Raw genomic sequence first — 20,462 nt, 5'->3', positions numbered from 1 at the left:
GACCGGGAGCGCTTCCCGGTCCGGCCTCGCCACGACCGACCCGAAAGGAACGACATGACAGAACACGACCAGACCCCGCCGAGCGAGGAGTTCCGCGCGGCGGTGATCGGCGTCGGCGCCCGTGCCGGCGTGGCGCTGCACGTCGCTGCCGCCGGCGGCAGGGTCGTCGCGGCGGTGGACCCCGCGCCGCAGACGCACGAGCGGGCCGCGCGCCTGTTCGGGGACATCCCGGTGTTCGCCTCCGTCGCCGAACTGCTGGCGTCGGACGTCGTCCTCGACGGGGCCTTCGTCACGACGCCGGACTTCACCCACGCAGACATCGCGGTCGAGCTCCTCGAGGGAGGCGTGCCCGTCTACCTGGAGAAGCCGCTCGCGATCTCGATCGAGGATGCGGACCGGATCCTGGAGACCGCGTACCGCACCCGGTCGAAGCTCTACGTCGGGCACAACATGCGGCACATGCGTGTGGTGCGGATGATGAAGGACGTCATCGACCGCGGCGAGATCGGCGAGGTCAAGGCGATCTGGTGCCGCCACTTCGTCGGCCACGGCGGCGACTACTACTTCAAGGACTGGCACGCCGAGCGGGACAAGTCGATGAGCCTGCTGCTGCAGAAGGGCGCGCACGACATCGACGTGATGCACTGGCTCGCCGGTACCTCCTCGCGGACCGTGGTCGGCGTCGGCGACCTCGCCGTCTACGGGCAGGTGGGATCGCGCCGCGACAACTCGGACCGGCGCATGGGCGACTGGTTCTCGATGGGCAACTGGCCGCCCCTCGCGCAGCAGGACCTGAACCCGGTGATCGACGTCGAGGACATCTCGATGATCATGATGCGCACGGACTCCGGCGTGCTGATGAGCTACCAGCAGTGCCACTTCACGCCGGACTACTGGCGCAACTACACCGTCATCGGCACAGAGGGCCGGCTGGAGAACTTCGACGACGGCACGGGCGGGGAGATCCGCGTCTGGAACGCGCGCAGCGACTATCTCGAGAAGGGGCACGTCCGGTATCCGATCGAGGACGGCGGGGACGGCGGGCACGGGGGAGCGGATCCGCTCACGGTGGGCGAGTTCGTCGAGTTCGTCCGCTCCGGACGGCCGACCGACACGAATCCGCTCGCGGCCCGCGATGCGGTCGCTGCCGGGATCGCGGGCGCGCTCTCGATCCGCTCCGGCTCCCGGCCGCAGGAGATCCCCGTTCTGCCCGAGGAGATGCGGCAGTACTTCATCGCCCACCAGCTGGCGGGGCGCTGACCTCGGCGACGCGAGAAGGGGCCGTCCTGTACAAGAACAGGACGGCCCCTTCGCTGTTGTGCGGGGATGCCTACTTCGAGGTGCCCTGCGAGACGGATCCCTGCAGCTGGCGCTGGAACAGGATGTAGACGACCAGCACCGGGACGATCGTGATGATCACCGCGGCGAACATGGCGCCGAAGTCCACCTGGTAGCCGGCCGACGAGGCGAAGCTTGCCATGCCCTGCGAGAGCACGTACTTGCTCTGATCCGTGTTCAACGAGATCGGCAGCAGGAACTGGTTCCACAGGCCCAGGAAGTTCATGATCGCCACGGCCGCGAGTCCGGGCTTGGCCATCGGGAGCATCACCTGGAAGAACGTCCGCCACTCGCTGGCGCCGTCGACGTAGGCGGCCTCCTGGATCTCGTAGGGCAGGGACTTGAAGAACGAGAACAGGAAGAACACCGTGAACGGCAGCGCGAACGCGACGTACGTGATGATCAGACCCGGCAGCGTGTTCAGCAGGCCCATGCCCTGCAGGATGAAGAACAGCGGGACGATGGCGAGGAACACCGGGAAGGTGAGGCCGGCCAGCATCAGGTAGTAGATCACCCTGCTGCCTGGGATCGAGAACCGCGCGAGCACGTAGGCGCACATCGCGCCGAGCAGCATCACCAGGATCAGCGCGCAGCCGACCACGATGATGGTGTTCAGGAACATCGGGCCGAAGTTGTTCTTCACCCAGGCGTTGACGTAGTTGTCGAAGTTCCAGTTCGCGGGAAGCCCGAACGGGGACTTGAAGATCTCCTTGGTCGTCTTGAACGAGCCGAGCAGCGTCCACAGCATCGGCAGGATCACGACGAGCGCCCAGACGGCGAGGACGACGTGCGAGACGCCGCCGACCACCTTGTCGCTCGTGGTCGACTTCGTGCTGCGGATCTTCTTGGCCGCCTTCGGGTCGACGGTCACTGCGGCGCGCGTGTCGAGAGTCATGCGCGTCCTCCTTCATCCTTGCCGCCGACGACGCGGAACACGCCGATGACGAGACCGGCGAAGACCAGCGTCAGCACGGCGAGCACGACGCCCATCGCGCTGGCCAGGCCGAACTGGCCCTTTTCGAACGCGGTGCGGAACAGGTACTGGCTCATGACCAGCGTGCTGTTGTTCGGACCGCCGGACGCGTTCAGGCCCGCCATGTAGACGAAGGCGTCCAAAGCCATGATCCCCAGATAGATGTATGCGGTCTGCACGTTGTCGCGCATCTGCGGCAGCAGGATCGAGACCACCGTGCGGTAGCGTCCCGCTCCGTCGATGCGGGCCGCCTCGAGGGTCTCCGCAGGGATTCCCTTGATGGCGGCGATGAACAGCACCATGTAGAAGCCGACCATGCTCCACACGATCACGAAGATCGTGGCGCCCATCGCGGTGCTCTGATCGCCGAGCCAGGCGAAGTCGTTCGTGTTGATGCCGAGGAAGCCCAGCGCGCCGTTCAGAAGACCGTTCGGGGCGTAGATCATGCTCCACAGGATCGCGATGACGATTGCCGGGATCACGTACGGGAAGAACGACACGACGCGGTAGAAGCTCGATCCGACCAGGCCCCTGACCTGTCCGTGGCTCGGGCCGCCGACCGTGATCATGCTCGCGAAGACGAGCGCGATGACGATCGTGATGAGGGGAACGACGATCGCGAGCAGGGCGTTGTTCGCCATGGCCTGCAGGAAGGTCGAATCCTGGAAGAGCTTCACGAAATTGTTGATTCCGACGAAGCTCATGTTCGGCGAGAAGCCGGTCCAGTTGGTCATCGAGTAATAGACCGCCTGAATGAACGGCGAGATCACGAACACGAGGAACAGTGCCACTGGCAGCACGAGGAACACCAGAAGGAACGATACGTAGTCGAACGTCAACCGGCGCCGCCCCAGACGGGGGGCCTTGCGGCCCCCCGTGCGAGCAGCAGTGACCGCGGCTGTCTGCAGCCCCGGACCCCCGCTGGGTGTTGAATAGCTCACTTGATCTCAATCTTGGTGATGGAGCTGTCATTGCGGATCTTGTCGGTCAGATCCTGCAGCGCCTTCGTGATGTCCGCGACCGACATCTTGCCGTCGAGGAACGAGTTCCAGATCGGCAGCTGGTCGGAGTTCATGCCGTACAGGCCGAACGCCTTGATGGTGAAGACGTTGTCGCCGGCCTTGTCCAGCAGCTCCTTCTGCGAGACCAGAGCGGTGGAACCGAAGCCGTCGGCGGGGACGATGCCCTTGACGATGGTCGGGGCCAGCTTGCTCTTGGCGAACGCGGTGGCGGAGTCCTTCGACAGCATGGTGCGCAGCAGCTCCTTGCCGCCCGCGGGGTTCTTCGCCTTGGTCGGGACGATGAACGGCTCGCCGGCCTCAGCGCGCAGGGTGCCCGCCGGGGTGGTCTGCTTGTCGTCGAGGGGGATCTCGCCGATGCCCTTCATGGTGAAGCCGTCCGCGGTCTGCTTCTTCATCTCGTTCTCGATCCACGAGCCCGAGGGGTAGAGCAGAGCGGCCTCGTCGAGGCTCCACTGCGACTGTGCCTGCGTGAACTGCGTGCCCGCGCCGCCCGGCTTCATGTAGCCGGCCTGGATGAGGTCGTAGAAGATCGTCAGGATCGACTGAAGGGTCGGGTGCGACCAGCAGCCCTCCTTCAGGTTCTCCAGCGGCAGGCGCACGTCGTCACCGCTCTGGATGACGGCGGAGTCGACGACCAGGGTCTGGTAGTACGTCGCCGCCTCCTTGCCCCAGACGAAGAGGTACTTGTTCTTGGCCTTGGCAGCCTCGCCGAGCGCCTTCAGGTCCTGCCAGGTCTTCGGGACGGTGAAGCCGTTGTCCTTGAAGACCTTGTCGGAGTACCAGATGCCGTACACCGTCATGACGTAGTTCAGCGCGACGAACTTGCCGTTGAAGGTACCGGGATCCTTGACGCCGCCGTAGAGCGTGTCGCTGATCTTGGTGCCCTCGAGGTTGTTCGCGTCCAGGACGTCGTCGAGCGTCTCGAGCTGGTCGAGGATCGTGTTCCAGCCGATCTGGTTGGCGCCCGAGTTGTCGATGAGGTCCGGCGGGTTGCCGCCGACGAAGCGCGGCTGCAGCTCCTGCGCGATCTTGGTGGAGGCCGAGACCTTGACCGTGGCGCCGGTCTTGCCCTTCTCCATGATCTTCGCCGCGTTCTCGACGTAGTCCACGCCGTAGCCGCCGTCGAAGATCACCGCGTCGACCTTGGAGTTCGCTGCCACGCCGAACGGGTTGTCGGCCGACTTCGTGCCGCCGGCCGTGCCGCCGCCCGAGCCGCCGCCGGGGGCGGCGCAGGACGCCAGGCTGACGCCGAGGGGCACCATGACCGCCGCGAGCGCCGCACCGCGCAGCAGCGAGCGGCGGCTGATGGAAGCGTCTTTGGTTTCCATGTGATTGTTGCCTTCCTTAGTGAGGGGTGAGGGAGAGGATGAGTCTGTGGGGCGCTCAGGCGCCGCGGCGGAGTCGATCGAGGTAGCGGGCTTCGAGAGCCGCGTTGTGCTCATCGCCGCCGGGGATGTTCGCGGAGATGTACATCGGCGGAACCTCGCCGGCCTCCGCGAGCGTGCGGGCCACGCCGAGCGTGAGCAGCTGGGCGATGAACGCGGCCGTGATCGAGGAGATCGCGCCCGCCGAGATGGTCTCGGTGACCTGCAGGGTGGAGTCGCCGTAGGGGGCGAGGTTGTCGATCACGACGTCGGCGATCTCGCTGAGCCGCTTGCCGCTCGGGTGCTTCGGCTCGACGCGGGCGGTGTGCTCCAGGCTGGTCACCGCGATGACCTTGTGGCCGTGCTCCTTCGCCCACAGCGCCACGCCGACGATGGATCCGTTCACGCCCGAGTTCGAGGCGATCACGAAGACGTCGTTCTCGGTCACGGGGGAGACGGCCATGAGCTCGTCCACCACCCAGGGCTCGCGCTCGAGGGATCCGGTCAGGACCTCGGCCGGACGCTCGCCGTGCAGCACGATGTCGCGCAGGGCGATGCGGTTCGTCGGGATGAGCCCGCCCGCACGGCCGGCGATCTCCATCGCGAACGCCTCGGAGTGCCCCGTGCCGAACGCCTGGATGACGCCGCCGTCGCGCAGCGCGGTGACGAGCAGGTCGATCGCGGGATCCAGCGCGCCGTTCTGCGCGTCGGCGGTGAGACGCTCGAGGCGCGTCTCGGCTTCGCGGAGCAGATCCTGGGGGGAGGCGCTCATCGGGTGGACTCCTTCGTTCGGTGGGGGCGGGGCTCTTCGAGGGGGGACGACGAACGGCGGTGCGCGGAGACGGCCATCGCGCTCGCGGCGAGGCGCGTCGCAGCCTGGCCGAGAGTGCGCTGCGCCACGAGCACGTAGAGCAGGTCGATCACGAGCAGCTGCGCGTGCTTGATCGAGAGGTCGTCGGGGCGCTGAGCGGGGTTCCCCGAGGCCGTGATCAGTGCGACGTCGGCGCTCGAGGCCAGCCAGGAATCCGCGTCGGTCGTGATCGCGACGGTCAGGGCCCCGGCCGCACGGGCGTGAGAGAGCATCTCGATGGTCTCCTCGGTGCGGCCCGTGTTCGAGATGCCCACGGCGACCGAGGAGCCGTCCTGCAGCACCGCGCTGGTCAGGCCGTCGTGCACATCGGACCAGGAGTGCGCGTTCACGCCGATCCGGTAGAGGCGTCCGCGGAACTCGTCGGCGATGACGCCGCTGCCGCCGACGCCGTAGATGTCGACGTGCCTCGCCTCCGAGATCGCGCGCGCCACGAGCTGGACGTCGTCGAGGTCGAGCAGGCCCGTCGTGATCTCCATGCTGCGGGTGTGCAGGCCCAGCAGGGTGAGCAGCACCCGGTCGGCGGGGTCATCCTGCCCGATGTCGTCGGCGATGTCGGTGCGCCAGGTGGTGCCGGCGTCGCCGCGTCCGGACTCGGCGGCCACGCCGACGCGGAACTGCGTGTAGCCGTCGAAGCCGATCGCGCGGCAGAAGCGGGTGACGGTGGCGGCGGAGGTGCCGGCCTGGTCGGCGAGCTCGGTGATCGTCAGCTCGACAGGGGCCGTGGGGTGCGCCGTGATGACCGCGGCGATCTTCGCCATGGCCTTCGGCATCGCCGGACGCCGCAGCGAGATGCGCTGCGTGATCGACAACTCGTTGCCGACGTCCTGCATGAGTGGCACCATTGCCTCCGGTGAAAACGCGTCGTGGAACGACATGGTTCGGGTGAAAAACATTCTCATCAGGTCGCGGATGAAAAATCAAGTAGGACAGATAACAAATTGGGGTTCAACATGCTCGTGATCGGTGTGGATGCCGGCGGGACCTCCACCAGGGCGGTGCTCGCGACGGGCGAGGGCCGCGTGATCGGCTTCGGTCGAGGTGGCAGCGGAAACCCGACCTCATCGGGTATTCCGGCGGCCCTTGCCGAGGTGCGCGGCGCGATCTCCGCCGCCCTCGACGCCGGCGGGGCGCGCCTCTCGGACGTGTCGCGGATGGTCGTCGCGATGGCGGGGCACGACTCTCGTGGCGGCGCGTCGGAGTGGATCCACGATCCGCTGAAAGAAAACGGGTTCGACGGCGCGCTGACGTTCGAATCGGATCTGCTGGCCATGTACTCGAGCGGCGCCGTGGCCCCCGTCGGCTACGGCGTGGTGTGCGGAACGGGCGCGAGCGCGGTGCGCGTGGAGGGCGGGCGCATCGTCGCCACGGCCGACGGGCTGGGCTGGCTGCTCGGCGACAGGGGGAGCGGCTTCTGGATCGGCCGGGGTGCGGCGGCGGCGGCGATCGCGGAGCTCGACGGGCTGGGTCCGGAGAGCATCCTCACACCTCGCGTGCTGCAGGCCGCAGGGATCGCGGGGGAGGGCGCGCACGGCTCCGGAACCGATGGGCGCCCTGCTGCCCTGGAGCACCTGATCCGCGTGCTGTACGCGCAGCGGCCGGTGCAGCTGTCCGCGTTCGCTCCGCTCGTGTTCGATGCGGCGGAGGAGCGCGATCCTGTCGCGGAGGGGATCCTCCGCGAGGCGGGCGAGCAGCTGGTGCGCACGATCCGACTCGTGCAGGCGGGTCCGGGGCCGGTCGTGATCGGCGGGAGCATCGTGCTGCGACCCGGCGCGCCGCAGCGGCTGCTGCGCACGCACGTCGCGGAGGCCTTCGGCGACGTGCCGTTCGTGCTCGTGGACAGCGGCGCGGCCGGGGCCACGATGCTCGCGCTGCGGCACGCGGGCGTCGACGTGGACGAGGGGATGCTCGCACGGGTGCGCGCGGGGATCGGGGAGGCGATGCGTGCGGGAGCCCCCACCGGGATCCCCGGCCCTGGCTCGACGGTCTCGATGGGCGGCACGCCCTAGAATCGATAGCCTATGAACCCCGAAGCCCTCGCCACTGCGATCCTGTCCGTCCTCGCCCCGATCGCGGACGAGCGACGACCGGGCGAGCCCCTTGCGCTCACCGCGGGGGACATCGTGCTGGAGCGTCCGCGGAACCGCGAGCACGGCGACTGGGCGACCAACGTCGCGATGCGCCTGGCGAAGCAGCTCGGCGCAAACCCGCGCGAGCTCGCGCAGCAGATCGCCGACGGGCTCGGCGCCGTGGACGGCATCGCCGAGGCCTCGGTCGCCGGGCCCGGCTTCCTCAACGTGCGCCTCGAGGCCGGCGCCGCCGGTGCCCTCGCGAAGGTGATCGTGGACGCGGCCGAGGCGTACGGGCGCAACGACTCGCAGACCGGCCGCTCGATCAACATCGAGTTCGTCTCGGCGAACCCCACCGGGCCCCTGCACATCGGGCACACCCGCTGGGCCGCGCTCGGCGACGCGATCGCGCGCCTGCTCGACGCGAGCGGTGCGAACGTCGCCCGCGAGTTCTACATCAACGACGCGGGCGCGCAGATGGAGCGGTTCGCCGGATCCATCGTCGCGTCGGCGCAGGGCGAGCCGACCCCGGAGGGCGGCTACGCGGGCAGCTACATCGCGGACATCGCGCAGCGCGTGCTGGCCGACCGCCCCGACCTCCTCTCCCTCGACCCCGCCGAGCAGCTGCTCGTCGCGCGCGAGCTCGGCTACCAGTACCAGCTGGCCGAGCAGAAGGACTCGCTGGCGAAGTTCAACGTCGTGTTCGACGTCTGGTTCTCGGAGCGGATCCTGCACGCGAAGGGCGAGGATGGCGAGCCCAGCCTCGTCGACCAGGCGGTGGACCGGCTGCGCGCGCAGGGGCACGTGTTCGATCAGGACGACGCGGTGTGGGTGCGCACGACCGACTTCGGGGACGACAAGGACCGCGTGATCCGCCGCTCCAACGGAGAGTACACGTACTTCGCCGCCGACGCCGCGTACTACCTGAACAAGGGCGACCGCGGCTTCGAGCACAAGATCTACCTGCTCGGCGCGGACCACCACGGCTATGTGCACCGCCTGAAGGCGCTCGCGGGCGCCGCGGGCGACGACCCGGAGAAGGACGTCGAGGTGCTCATCGGGCAGCTCGTCTCCGTGGGCGGCGCCAGGCTCAGCAAGCGCGCCGGCAACATCATCGAGATGGACGACCTGCGCGAGTGGCTCGGCACGGACGCGCTGCGGTACTCGCTCGAGCGCTCGCCCGCCGACTCCCCACTGTCGCTGGACCCCGAGCTGCTGCAGAAGCGCACGAACGACAACCCCGTGTTCTACGTGCAGTACGCGCACGCCCGCACGCACAACGTCGCGCGCAACGCGGCCGACTCCGGCGTGGACCGCTCGGCGTTCGCGCCCGAGCTGCTCACGCACGAGACCGAGTCCGCGCTCCTCGGCGCCCTTCAGGAGTTCCCGCGGATCGTGGCCTTCGCCGCCGAGGTGCGCGAGCCGCACCGCGTCGCGCGCTACCTGGAGGAGCTCGCAGGCCTCTACCACCGCTGGTACGACAACTGCCGCGTGATCCCGCAGGGCGACGACCCCATCGAGGACGTGCACCGCACGCGCCTGTGGCTGAACGACGCCACGGGCCAGGTGCTGCGCAACGGCCTCGACCTGCTCGGGGTGTCCGCGCCGGAGCGGATGTGACGTGAGCGGCGCGGAGGAGGGCTCGCACCCGACCGAGCCGTATCCGCGGGACCTTGGTTCCGAGCATCCGACGGTGCCGCTGCCGCCTCAGGCCGCGGGGTCGCCGGCGCCAGGCGCCGCGTCCGGTGCGGGGCTTCCGCCTCGGCCGCCGCTGCCGTCCGCGCCCGTCGCCGTGCCGCCGCCGCGTCGGCGGGCGCGCTGGCCCTGGGCGCTCGGAATCGTCGTGGTGGTGCTCGCGGCGCTCGTCGTGGGCGGCGAGTTCGTGGCGCGCGCGGTCGTCGCGCAGCAGATCCGCTCGCAGGTGATCACGGCGCTGAAGCTTCCCGCGGATCAGCAGCTGGACGTGAACGTGGGCGGCATCGTGCTGCCGCAGCTGGTCGCCGGCCGGCTGGACGACGTGCGCCTCTCCTCGAAGAGCGTCGCGATCGGCCCGATCACGAGCGCGGTGGATGTCGACGCGACCGGAGTGCCGATCCGCGGCGGCGCGCTGGGCAGTGCCAGGGGCAGCTTCCGGATCGGTGCCGATCAGCTCGAGAAGGCGATCACGGCGGCCGCGGGATCCACCCCGATCGACGCCGTGACGCTGGACGGGAAGGACGTCAGAGCGACCGGATCCGTGAAGCTCTTCGGGGCGACCGTGCCGCTCGCCCTCGCGCTCACCCCCGGTGCGGAGGGCGGCGAGCTCACCTTCACGCCCACCTCGGCGACCGTCGGCGCCATGACGCTGGACGCCTCCGACACCTCCTCGCCGTTCGCGGGCGTGCTCAAGCCGCTGTTCGCCACGCAGAAGCTCTGCATCGCCGACCGGCTGCCGGCGGGCGTGCACCTGAGCGGGCTGCGCGTGGACGGCGACGCCCTGGTGGCGACGTTCTCGGCGGACAGCGCGATCACGACGGATCCGGCGCTCCTCGAGAACGGGAGCTGCGCGGGGAAGTAGCCCGTCAGGATCCGCGGCGCTCTATCGTGACCTGATCCCGCGCCGCGTCGCGTTCGGCGGTGGTCGCGGTGAGCAGCCGCTCCGCGCGCTGGAGGCGTCGTTCGGCGAACGTGCGCGGGCTGTCTGTCGCCCGATCCGCGCCGTCCTCGACGCCGGTGATGATCCACGCGCTCGCGAGCAGCACGACCTGCGCGGACAGGTTGAGCCAGAGCAACAGCGCGATGAGCGCCGCGAAGGAGGCGAGCAGCGGGTTCGACGAGGCGCCGCCGACGAACAGGGTGGACAGCTGCTGCAGCACGAGCAGGCCGAGGCCGCCGAGCGCGGATCCCGCCCAGAGCGTGCGGGCGCGAGCGCGCACGCCGGAGAGCACCCAGAAGAGCCCCGCGATGAGAGCCGTGTCGAGCGCGAAGACGATCAGGAGCGACAGGATCCGCTCGGTCCACGCGGTCGCCGGGGAGTGGCGCATGCCCAGCAGATCCGCGATCTGGTCGAGCCCCACCGAGCCCACCACCGTGGCGGCCGCACTGAGCGCGAAGCCGATCCCGATCCCGATCGCCAGCGCGAGGTTGCGGAGGATGACCCAGTACCACTGCACGTCGTCGGCGAGGGCGCCGGCGAGGGTGCGCAGGGCGATGCGCAGCGATCCGATCGCGCCGAGCGCCGCGCCCACGAGTCCGGCGAGCGAGACGATCCCCGCGATCGACAGTCCGGCGGGGGCGGTGATGTTCTCCGGGTCGATGAGGCCGCCGGATCCGACGAGGCCCGGCACCGCGGCGTCGACCGCCCGGACCAGCGCGGCGAGCGCCTCGGGGTTGCCCGCCAGCCACAGCCCTGCGGCGGAGAAGCCCAGCAGCACGGCGGCGAACAGGCTGAACAGCGCGCGGTAGGTGATCCCGTCGGCGAGCGCGGGCCCGTGCTTCTCGGAGTACAGCAGCCACGCGCGCACGACCCGCCACCGCAGCACGCGCGCCAGCACGGCGTCGATCGACCGCGGCAGCCACGGCTTCTGCGTCCGTGCGCCCTCGGATGCGGTGCGAGTGCCCATGCCCCGAGCGTACCCAGATGCGCCCCCCCACTTTCGAGTCGTCCCCATGAGCGGAGGCCATGGCGTGCGCTGACGGGGACGACTCGGAAGTGGAGGAGTGTTGCGGCGAGCGGGCGGGAGGGCGGGGACGGGGCTGGTCCGGTGCACGGGATGCGATCGAGTGCACGGGGTATCGCCGCGAAGTTTCCGTGCAGTCGGCGGGATCCGGTGCGGTCGTGAGCGCACGGCCTTCGGCGGGGCATGGCCGGCCACGAGCGCATGGCCTGCTGCCGAGCGCACGGCTAGTTCCCGAGTGCACGGCTTGCTGCCGAGCACACGGCTTGTCGGCGCGGGGATCCCGTGCAATCGTGAGGATCCGGTGCAGTCGGCGGGGGCCGGTGCGGTCAGCGGGGTCCGGTACGGTCGGCGGGCGGGGAGCGGCGGCCCGCCAGGCGCGCCCCGCGCGACGCCCGCCGGGCCCGGGGGCGCCGCCGCAGGAGACGCCCCGCGGCGTCACACCCGTCGGGGCGGGCCGGTGCGGTGCCTTAGAATTCTCAGAACTCGGCGCGCTCTGGGCCGGGCTCGAACACCCGAGACACCCACGACGATTGGTGCCCTGTGCTTCCCGCATCGCCCGACGACGCGCTCTCCCCGGAATGGCTGAAGGAACCGGCCGATCCGAACGCCCTCGCCGCGGGGGTGTGGCCGGTCTCCGCGCGGCGCGACAGCGACGGAGAGCTCGAACTCGGCGGCGTCGGAGTCGCCGAGCTGCGTGCCCGTTTCGGCACCCCGCTCTACGTGCTCGACGAGGCCGAGGTGCGCGCCCACGCGGCGCGGATCAAGGGCGCCTTCGACGCCGCGGCGGCCGCCCACGGCACCAAGGCGCGCGCGTACTACGCGGGCAAGGCGTTCCTCAGCACCGAGGTCGCGCGCTGGGTCACCCAGGAGGGGCTGCGCGTGGACGTCTGCAGCCGCGGCGAACTCGAGATCGCGCTCGCCGCCGGCGTCAAGCCGTCCCGGATCGGCTTCCACGGCAACAACAAGAGCGTCTCCGAGCTGGAGCGGGCCGTCGAGGTCGGCGTCGGCACGATCATCCTCGACTCGGCGATCGAGATCGAGCGCCTCGGCGCGATCGCCGAGCGCCGCAGCGCCGCGAGCAGCGGCACGGGGTCCGACGGATACGTCCAGCGCGTGCTGTTGCGCGTGAACAGCGGCGTGCACGCGGAGACCCACGACTTCCTCGCCACCGCGCACGAGGACCAGAAGTTCGGCACCTCTCTCGAGGCGGCGCCCGCGCTCGTCGAGCGGATCCGCGAGATCCCGAGCCTGGAGCTGCGCGGCCTGCACTGCCACATCGGATCCCAGATCTTCGGATCCGCCGGCTTCGCCGAGTCCGCCTCGCGCGTCGTCGATCTGCACGCCGAGCTCCGCGAGGGAGGGGAGCTGCCGCTGCTCAACCTCGGCGGCGGCTTCGGCATCGCGTACACCGCGGCCGACGACCCGACCCCGATCGAGGAGCTCGCCACCGCGATCGTCGAGGCCGTCGCCCGGGAGTGCGAGGTGCGCGGGATCCCGATCCCCACGCTCGCGTTCGAGCCGGGTCGCGCGGTCATCGGCCAGGCCGGCGTCACGCTGTACGAGGTCGGCACCACCAAGGAGGTGTCGCTCGGCGAGCGCGGAGAGCGCCTCTACGTGAGCGTCGACGGGGGCATGAGCGACAACGCGCGCCCCGCCCTGTACGGCGCCCAGTACTCCGCGCGCATCGCCTCCCGCGAGGGTACGGGCGCACCGGTGCTCGCGCGCGTCGTGGGCTCGCACTGCGAATCGGGGGACATCGTCGTCGATCACGAGTACCTCCCCTCCGACGTCACCCCGGGCGACCTGCTCGCGGTGCCGGCGACCGGCGCGTACTGTCACGCGCTGTCCAGCAACTACAACCACACCCCGCGCCCCGCGGTCGTCGCCGTGCGCGACGGCCGGGCACGGGTGATCGTGCGGGGGGAGACCCTCGACGACCTCCTCTCCCGCGACGCCGGCATCGCCGCTCGCGGCACGAAGGAACCCACCGGCGCCCGCGCCGGAGAAGGAGAAGCATGACGGAACTCGACGGCCTCCGCCGCACCCTCCGCGTCGCCCTGCTCGGGGCGGGATCCGTGGGATCCCAGGTCGCGCGCCTGCTCCTCGAGCACCAGGGCGACCTCGCCGAGCGCAGCGGCGCGCGGCTCGAGCTCGCGGGCATCCTGGTCCGCGACATCGAGGCCCCGCGCGACGCGGAGCTGCCGCGCGAGCTGCTCACGACCGATGCCGAGGCGCTGATCCAGAGCGCGGACATCGTGATCGAGCTCATGGGCGGGATCGAGCCGGCGCGCGGCTACGTGCTGCAGGCACTGCGCAGCGGTGCCGATGTCGTCACCGGCAACAAGGCGCTGCTGGCCACGCACGGCGCGGAGATCTTCGAGGCCGCGGACCAGGTCGGCGCCTCCGTGTCCTACGAGGCCGCCGTCGCCGCGGCCATCCCGATCATCCGCCCGCTGCGCGACTCGCTCGCCGGCGACCGGATCAAGCGCATCTTCGGGATCGTCAACGGCAGCACGAACTACATCCTCGACTCGATGGACCGCCAGGGCCTGAGCGCCCAGGAGGCGCAGCGGATCGCGACCGAGCTCGGCTATCTCGAGGCGGATCCCTCGCTCGACCTCGAGGGCTACGACGCGGCGCAGAAGGCCGCGATCCTCGCCAGCCTCGCCTTCCACACGCAGGTCTCGCTCGACGACGTGCACCGCCAGGGCATCGAGTCCGTCACGGCCGACATGATCGCCGACGCCCGCCGCGCGGGCTATGTGATCAAGCTGCTCGCCGTGTGCGAGCGCCTGAACGAGGACGACGGGGACGCGGTCTCGGTGCGCGTGTATCCGGCGCTGATCGACCGCGAGCACCCGATGGCGAGCGTGCACGGCGGCAACAACGCCGTGTTCGTCGAGGCCGAGGCCGCCGGACCGCTCATGTTCTACGGGGCGGGCGCGGGCGGCGTGCAGACCGCCTCTGCCGTGCTCGGCGACGTCGTCTCGGCCGCGCGCCGGCACATCGCCGGCGGCGTGGGCGTGGGGGAGTCGGCCAGGCAGAGCCTGCCGATGGCGCCCTTCGGCCACATCACGACCCGTTACCAGATCACGATCGAGGTCGCCGACGTCACCGGCGTGCTCGCGACCGTGGCCGGGATCCTCAGCGACCACGGCGTCTCGATCGCGACCGCTCTGCAGACGATCGAGCGGGGCGAGCAGAGCAGCACCGCCCGCATCGTGATCGGCACCCACCGCGCCACCGAGCAGGCCCTCAGCGACACCGTCGCCCGCCTCGCGGACAGCGACGCCGTCACGCGCGTGCTCTCGGTGCTGCGCGTCGAGGGGGAGTGACGTGAGCTCCCTGCTTCACCCGGTCCCTGAGCCCGCCGAAGGGCCGATGCCGGGGCGCACCGTCGAGGTGCGCGTCCCCGCCACGAGCGCCAACCTGGGTCCGGGGTTCGACACCCTGGGTCTCGCGCTCAGCATGTACGACGAGCTCGAGGTGACCGCCCTCGAACCGGGGCTCATCGAGGTCGAGGTCTCCGGATCCGGCGCGGAGGAGATCGCGCGCGACGCGTCCAACCTCGTCGTGCGCTCGATCGCGCACGTCTTCGCCGACGTGGGCGTCGCGATGCCGGGGATCCGGCTCGTGGCGCGCAACGGCGTGCCGCACGGACGCGGACTGGGCTCCTCCGGCGCCGCGGTCGCCGCCGGCGTGCTGGCCGCGCAGGGGCTGCTGGCGGGCATCGTCGAGCTCGACGACGCCGCGCTGCTCCGCCTCGCGACCGAGCTCGAGGGGCATCCCGACAACGTCGCCCCCGCACTGTTCGGCGGACTGACGATCGCCTGGACGGCCGCGCGCGGTCCGCAGCACAAGAAGCTGCTCGTGCACCGCGGCGTCTCGCCGCTCGTACTCGTTCCCGGCTACACGATGTCGACCAAGGCGGCGCGCAGCCTGCAGCCGGAGCAGGTGCCGAGCGAGGACGCGGTGTTCAACGTCTCCCGCTCCGCGCTGCTCATCGCGGCGCTCACCCAGAGCCCCGATGTGCTGCTGGACGCGACCGACGACCGGCTGCACCAGGACTACCGCGCGCCCGCGATGCCGGAGACGAACCGGCTCGTGCGCGCCCTGCGTGCGGAGGGCTTCGCGGCGGTCGTCTCGGGTGCGGGGCCCAGCGTGCTGGTGCTGTGCGACGGGCCGGGCAGCCGGCTCGACGCCGTCCGGATCGCCGACGAGGTCACGGACACTCCGTGGATCCCGCAGATGGTCGCCGTCGATGTGCGAGGTGGTACAGTGAGGGAACGAGCGGAGGGTTCTTCGTCACAATCGTGATCCCGACCCGCGACGCACTTCCCGCGTCAGCCGCACAGCACCCGAAACCGCAGGACGAGCCGGTCACCGAGCTCCATGCCAGCGTGTTCTCCGGGTGGCATGCAGGGGACAGCCTGTTCTCGGCATGATCGTGCGGTCGCGCCCCGGCATCTGCCGTGTGCGCGCCGAAATTCCCACGACTTACAAGAGGAGTACTCGTGGAGACCATCTCCGAGACCCAGATCGAGACTTCGGCTTCGGCCGATCAGGCGTCCGCCGAGGACGCACCCAAGGCGCCGCGCAAGCGCGCCCCGCGCCGTGCGAACACGGCGACGGCTGCCGCGAAGGCCGCTGAGGCCGCCGAGGCCGCGCCCGCCGCCGAGGCCGCACCGGCCGCCGCCGAGGGCGCATCCGCCGCGGATGCTCCGGCCGAGGCCGCTCCGAAGGCGAAGGCCCCGCGCCGCAGCCGTGCGAAGAAGACCGAGGAGGCGCCGGCCGAGACGGCAGGCGCCGATGCCGCTCCCGCTGCGGAGGCCGCACCCGCCGCCGATGCGCCGGCCGAGGCCGCACCGAAGGCGAAGGTCCCGCGCCGCAGCCGTGCGAAGAAGACCGATGACGCCCCGGCGGAGGCCGCGGCGGACGCTCCGGCCGAAGCCGTGGCGGAGCCGGTCGCGAAGGAGACGCCCGCCGAGTCGGCGCCCGCCGACGCGCAGCCCGCGGAGAGCCCGGCGGAGGGCGGCGAGGAGACCAGCGGTCGCAGCCGCAGCCGCTCCCGTTCGCGCAGCCGCAACCGCAACGGCGGTCAGGACGGCCAGAGCAACGGCGGGCAGAACGGCCAGGGCAACGGCCAGGGCAACCAGAACGGCAACCAGGGCAACCAGGGCGGCCGTGGCGGCGCCCAGGACTCCGACGAGGACGGCGGCAGCGCCCGCAGCCGCCAGCGCAACAAGCGCCGCGGCGGCACGAACCAGAACATCGACGAGTTCGAGACCGAGATCGGCGAGGACGACGTCCTCATCCCGATCGCGGGCATCCTCGACGTGCTCGACAACTACGCTTTCGTGCGCACCACCGGCTACCTGTCCGGGCCCAGCGACGTGTACGTCTCGCTCGGCCAGGTCAAGAAGTACAACCTGCGCAAGGGCGACGCGGTCGTCGGCGCGATCAAGCAGCCCCGCGAGGGCGAGCAGCAGGGACGCCAGAAGTACAACGCGCTCGTCAAGGTCGACTCGATCAACGGGCTGAGCACGGATGACGCCGCGAACCGCGTCGAGTTCTCGGCGCTGACCCCGCTCTACCCGCAGGAGCGCCTGCGCCTGGAGACGGCGCCGGAGAAGCTCACGCAGCGCATCATCGATCTGGTCGCCCCGATCGGCAAGGGCCAGCGCGGACTCATCGTCGCGCCCCCGAAGGCCGGCAAGACGATCGTGCTGCAGCAGATCGCCAACGCGATCGCGCAGAACAACCCCGAGGTGCACCTCATGGTCGTGCTCGTCGACGAGCGCCCCGAAGAGGTCACCGACATGCAGCGCACGGTCAAGGGCGAGGTCATCGCCTCGACCTTCGACCGTCCCGCGGAGGACCACACCACGGTCGCCGAGCTCGCGATCGAGCGCGCCAAGCGCCTCGTCGAGCTGGGCCGCGACGTGGTCGTGCTGCTCGACTCGATCACCCGCCTCGGCCGCGCGTACAACATCGCGGCTCCCGCCTCCGGCCGCGTGCTGACCGGTGGCGTGGACGCGTCCGCGCTCTACCCGCCGAAGCGCTTCTTCGGCGCGGCGCGCAACATCGAGAACGGCGGATCGCTCACGATCCTCGCGACCGCGCTGGTCGAGACCGGATCCAAGATGGACGAGGTCATCTTCGAGGAGTTCAAGGGCACCGGCAACAGCGAGCTGCGGCTCAGCCGCGCGCTGGCCGACAAGCGGATCTTCCCGGCCGTGGACGTCAACGCGTCCTCGACCCGCCGCGAGGAGATGCTGCTGAGCCCCGACGAGGTCAAGATCACCTGGAAGCTGCGCCGCGCCCTCGCCGGGCTCGACCCGCAGCAGGCCCTCGAGGTCGTCCTCGGCAAGCTCAAGGAGACCGAGTCGAACGTCGAGTTCCTGCTGCAGATGCAGAACGCGCAGCTGGGCAAGCCGGCCTCCGGCACCGGTCACAGCCACGCGTCCGAGAACAGCATCCGCTGATCCGCGCCGCCTGAGTCTGGGATCCGGTCGTCATGTTCGAGCAGGTCGAGTCGCTGCGCGACGAGCACCGCAGGGTGGAGAGGGAGCTCTCCGACCCCGAGGTGCACGCCGACGCCGCACGGGCGAAGCGCGTCAACCGCCGCTACGCCGAGCTCAGCCGCATCGTGAAGGCGCATGACGACTGGATCGCGGCCGGCGAGGACCTCGAGACCGCGCGCGAGTTCGCACGCGAGGACGAGTCCATCGCGGCGGAGATCCCCGGCATGGAGGAGGGGCTGCAGGTCGCGCAGGAGAAGCTCCGGCGCCTGCTGATCCCTCGGGATCCCGACGACGCGCGCGACGTGATCATGGAGATCAAGGCGGGGGAGGGCGGAGCCGAATCCGCCCTCTTCGCCGCCGATCTGCTGCGCATGTACGTGCAGTACGCCGCGTCGAAGGGGTGGAAGACCGAGCTCCTGGAGCGCACCGAGTCGGATCTCGGAGGCTTCAAGGACGTGCAGGTCGCGATCAAGGGATCCTCGACCGATCCTTCACAGGGAGTCTGGGCGCACCTCAAGTACGAGGGCGGCGTGCACCGGGTGCAGCGCGTCCCGGCGACCGAGTCGCAGGGGCGCATCCACACGTCCACGACGGGCGTGCTGGTGTTCCCCGAGGTCGACGAGCCCGACGAGATCGCGATCAACCAGAACGACCTCAAGATCGACGTGTTCCGCTCCTCGGGTCCCGGCGGGCAGTCCGTCAACACGACCGACTCCGCGGTGCGCATCACGCACGTGCCGACCGGCATCGTCGTGTCGATGCAGAACGAGAAGTCGCAGCTGCAGAACCGCGAGGCGGCCATGCGCGTGCTGCGCGCGCGCCTGCTCGCGAAGCAGCAGGAGGAGCTCGACGCCGCGGCCTCGGACGCGCGCCGCTCGCAGATCCGCGGCATGGATCGCTCCGAGCGGATCCGCACCTATAACTTCCCGGAGAACCGGATCGCGGATCACCGCACCGGTTTCAAGGCCTACAACCTCGACCAGGTGATGGACGGGGCGCTCGAGCCGATCATCGAGTCCGCGATCCACGCGGACGAAGAGGCGCGGCTCGCGGCCCTCGGCACCGAGGACTGAGCGCGCTGCAGGCGCACGCGGTTCGTCACCAGGCGCCGCGGGTGGGCGTCCTGCCGTCCCGCGCATCCTCCGGGAGCGCCATCTCCGCGCGCATCCCCAGCAGGCGCACCGGCCGGTCGGGGGCGATCTTCGCGATGAGCTCCCCGGCCTTCGCGACGACCTCGTCGCGGTCCGCGGTCTGCGCGATGCGCTTCGTGAAGGTCTTGGTCGTGAACGGCGCGTAGCGCACCTTCAGCCCGAGGCCGATCACGGGCCTTCCGTCCTCTGCGACGTCGTCCAGGACCTGCGCGAGCAGCGTCAGCGCCGCCCGCTCGATCTCGGCGCGATCGGCGAGATCGGTCTGATAGGTGGTCTCCCTGCTGTGCCCGCGGGGCACCCAGGGCGTGTCGTCGACGACGGCGGATCCGCCGCCGCGGCCGAGCTCCCGGTACCAGAGGCCCATCCGCGGGCCGAACTCCGTGGTGAGCGCGTGCTCCGGCGCCGTGGCGAGCTCGGCGACCGTGCGGACGCCGAGGGCGAGGAGGCGCTTCGAGACCTTCGTGCCGACGCCCCACAGCTCGATCACCGCTCGCGCGCCCATCACCTCATCCCAGTTCTCGGCGGTGAGCCGGAACACGCCCTGCGGCTTGCCGAACCCGGTCGCGATCTTCGCCCGCACCAGCGTGTCGCCGATCCCGACGCTGCAATGCAGCAGGGTGCGGTCCAGGACGTCCTGCTGCAGGCGCCGGGCGAAGGCCTCCGGATCCTCGGTATCGACGCCCACGAAGGCCTCGTCCCAGCCCAGCACCTGCACCACGGCGCCGGGCTGGGCGCGCAGCACCGCCATCACCTCGGCGGAGGCGGCCAGGTAGGCGGGGGCGTCCACGGGCAGGATCACGGCATCTGGCGCCTTGCGGGCGGCGATCCGCAACGGCATCCCGGATCCGACGCCGAAGGCGCGGGCCTCGTAGGACGCGGTCGACACCACGGCGCGCTCGGTGGGGTCTCCGCGGCCGCCCACGATGACGGGGAGCCCGGCGAGTTCGGGACGGCGCAGCACCTCGACGGCCGCGATGAACTGGTCGAGGTCCACGTGGAGCACCCAGCGCATGACCCCGACAGTACGCGGCGCGCGCCTGCCGCGCACCCGTCCCGCGCTATGCTCCGGCTATGGGCCTCTTCTTCACGCGCACCCTGATCTTCCTGGCGTCGTCGGCGCTCGGCCTCATCGTGGCCGATCTCCTGCTGACCGGCTTCACGATCGAGTGGAGCAAGTGGTGGGGCTTCGTGCTGTGCGTGCTGATCTTCACGGTGCTGCAGAGCCTGCTCGCGCCGTGGATCACGTCGATGGCGAACCGCTACGCCCCGGCCCTGCTGGGCGGGATCGGCATCATCTCCACCTTCGTGGCTCTGCTCATCGTGGTGCTGCTGCCCATCGGGGGACTACGGATCACCGATGCGCTCGGCTGGATCCTCGGGCCGGTCGTCGTCTGGGTCATCACCGCCGTGTGCACCGTCGTGCTGCCGCTGCTGCTGATCAAGCGCGAGGTGCGCGAGGCGGCTGCGCTCAAGGCCGCGGCCAAGAAGCGCTGA

At 70.5% G+C, this 20,462-nt stretch carries 17 protein-coding genes; 10 read left to right on the top strand and 7 right to left on the bottom strand.

What is annotated here, in order from left to right; translation table 11 throughout:
- Positions 1 to 54 precede the first annotated feature (54 nt).
- A complete protein-coding gene (locus tag ACIPY5_RS04460; RefSeq protein WP_400967158.1) occupies positions 55 to 1,260 on the top strand; it encodes a Gfo/Idh/MocA family protein in 1,206 nt (401 codons plus the stop codon).
- Between the two features lie 70 nt (positions 1,261 to 1,330).
- On the opposite strand, the gene ACIPY5_RS04455 is transcribed toward ACIPY5_RS04460, so the two are convergent.
- The 5 genes from ACIPY5_RS04455 to ACIPY5_RS04435 form a co-directional block, all read right to left on the bottom strand.
- Positions 1,331 to 2,233, bottom strand: a complete 903-nt coding sequence (locus ACIPY5_RS04455; RefSeq protein ID WP_309338633.1) for a carbohydrate ABC transporter permease — start codon at positions 2,231 to 2,233, stop codon at positions 1,331 to 1,333.
- Entirely contained in the window at positions 2,230 to 3,150 is a 921-nt protein-coding gene (locus tag ACIPY5_RS04450; RefSeq protein ID WP_309338636.1) for a sugar ABC transporter permease, read from the bottom strand. The genes ACIPY5_RS04455 and ACIPY5_RS04450 overlap by 4 nt, the downstream gene beginning before the upstream one ends.
- 98 nt (positions 3,151 to 3,248) lie before the next feature.
- Positions 3,249 to 4,661: an N-acetylglucosamine/diacetylchitobiose ABC transporter substrate-binding protein gene (gene ngcE / locus ACIPY5_RS04445; protein WP_400967154.1), complete on the bottom strand. Its 1,413-nt coding sequence runs from the start codon at positions 4,659 to 4,661 to the stop codon at positions 3,249 to 3,251.
- A gap of 55 nt (positions 4,662 to 4,716) precedes the next feature.
- Positions 4,717 to 5,469, bottom strand: a complete 753-nt coding sequence (locus ACIPY5_RS04440; protein WP_400967152.1) for a sugar isomerase domain-containing protein — start codon at positions 5,467 to 5,469, stop codon at positions 4,717 to 4,719.
- Positions 5,466 to 6,398 (bottom strand): MurR/RpiR family transcriptional regulator, encoded by a 933-nt coding sequence (locus tag ACIPY5_RS04435; RefSeq protein ID WP_400967149.1) that lies wholly within the window; start codon positions 6,396 to 6,398, stop codon positions 5,466 to 5,468. The genes ACIPY5_RS04440 and ACIPY5_RS04435 overlap by 4 nt, the downstream gene beginning before the upstream one ends.
- Before the next feature lie 120 nt (positions 6,399 to 6,518).
- On the opposite strand from ACIPY5_RS04435, the gene ACIPY5_RS04430 reads away from it, so the two are divergent.
- From ACIPY5_RS04430 to ACIPY5_RS04420, 3 genes are read left to right on the top strand one after another with little or no spacing between them, the layout of a single operon-like run.
- Positions 6,519 to 7,574, top strand: a complete 1,056-nt coding sequence (locus ACIPY5_RS04430) for an N-acetylglucosamine kinase (protein WP_400967146.1) — start codon at positions 6,519 to 6,521, stop codon at positions 7,572 to 7,574.
- Between the two features lie 12 nt (positions 7,575 to 7,586).
- The gene (argS, locus tag ACIPY5_RS04425; RefSeq protein ID WP_400967143.1) at positions 7,587 to 9,254 is read left to right on the top strand and encodes an arginine--tRNA ligase; all 1,668 of its coding nucleotides are present in this window, start codon (positions 7,587 to 7,589) and stop codon (positions 9,252 to 9,254) included.
- Between the two features lies 1 nt (position 9,255).
- A complete protein-coding gene (locus ACIPY5_RS04420) occupies positions 9,256 to 10,191 on the top strand; it encodes a DUF2993 domain-containing protein (RefSeq protein ID WP_400967141.1) in 936 nt (311 codons plus the stop codon).
- A 4-nt stretch (positions 10,192 to 10,195) separates the two neighbouring features.
- On the opposite strand, the gene ACIPY5_RS04415 is transcribed toward ACIPY5_RS04420, so the two are convergent.
- The gene (locus tag ACIPY5_RS04415; protein ID WP_400967138.1) at positions 10,196 to 11,236 is read right to left on the bottom strand and encodes a YhjD/YihY/BrkB family envelope integrity protein; all 1,041 of its coding nucleotides are present in this window, start codon (positions 11,234 to 11,236) and stop codon (positions 10,196 to 10,198) included.
- A 597-nt stretch (positions 11,237 to 11,833) separates the two neighbouring features.
- Here ACIPY5_RS04415 and lysA point away from each other — a divergent pair.
- From lysA to prfA, 5 genes are all read left to right on the top strand, one after another.
- Complete coding sequence (gene lysA / locus ACIPY5_RS04410) at positions 11,834 to 13,312, top strand: diaminopimelate decarboxylase (protein WP_400967135.1); 1,479 nt, start codon at positions 11,834 to 11,836, stop codon at positions 13,310 to 13,312.
- Positions 13,309 to 14,628 carry a homoserine dehydrogenase gene (locus ACIPY5_RS04405; protein ID WP_309357304.1) on the top strand — a complete coding sequence of 440 codons (1,320 nt, stop codon included), beginning with the start codon at positions 13,309 to 13,311 and terminating at the stop codon, positions 14,626 to 14,628. Before lysA ends, ACIPY5_RS04405 begins: the two co-directional genes overlap by 4 nt.
- A 46-nt stretch (positions 14,629 to 14,674) precedes the next feature.
- Entirely contained in the window at positions 14,675 to 15,610 is a 936-nt protein-coding gene (gene thrB, locus ACIPY5_RS04400) for a homoserine kinase (protein ID WP_309357307.1), read from the top strand.
- Positions 15,611 to 15,807: 197 nt separating this feature from the next.
- A complete protein-coding gene (rho, locus tag ACIPY5_RS04395; RefSeq protein WP_400967130.1) occupies positions 15,808 to 17,778 on the top strand; it encodes a transcription termination factor Rho in 1,971 nt (656 codons plus the stop codon).
- A gap of 32 nt (positions 17,779 to 17,810) precedes the next feature.
- A complete protein-coding gene (gene prfA, locus ACIPY5_RS04390; RefSeq protein ID WP_309357302.1) occupies positions 17,811 to 18,890 on the top strand; it encodes a peptide chain release factor 1 in 1,080 nt (359 codons plus the stop codon).
- A gap of 25 nt (positions 18,891 to 18,915) precedes the next feature.
- On the opposite strand, the gene ACIPY5_RS04385 is transcribed toward prfA, so the two are convergent.
- Positions 18,916 to 19,980: a DNA polymerase IV gene (locus ACIPY5_RS04385; RefSeq protein WP_400967126.1), complete on the bottom strand. Its 1,065-nt coding sequence runs from the start codon at positions 19,978 to 19,980 to the stop codon at positions 18,916 to 18,918.
- 59 nt (positions 19,981 to 20,039) lie between these two features.
- Here ACIPY5_RS04385 and ACIPY5_RS04380 point away from each other — a divergent pair, with 59 nt between their 5' ends.
- Entirely contained in the window at positions 20,040 to 20,462 is a 423-nt protein-coding gene (locus ACIPY5_RS04380; protein ID WP_309357300.1) for a hypothetical protein, read from the top strand.

The organism is Microbacterium sp. NPDC089698, from assembly GCF_044749045.1.
In the GTDB taxonomy this organism is placed as follows: Bacteria; Actinomycetota; Actinomycetes; order Actinomycetales; family Microbacteriaceae; genus Microbacterium.
Note: the sequence above shows the minus strand (reverse complement) of the source record. Positions and strands in the feature narration are given on the sequence as shown.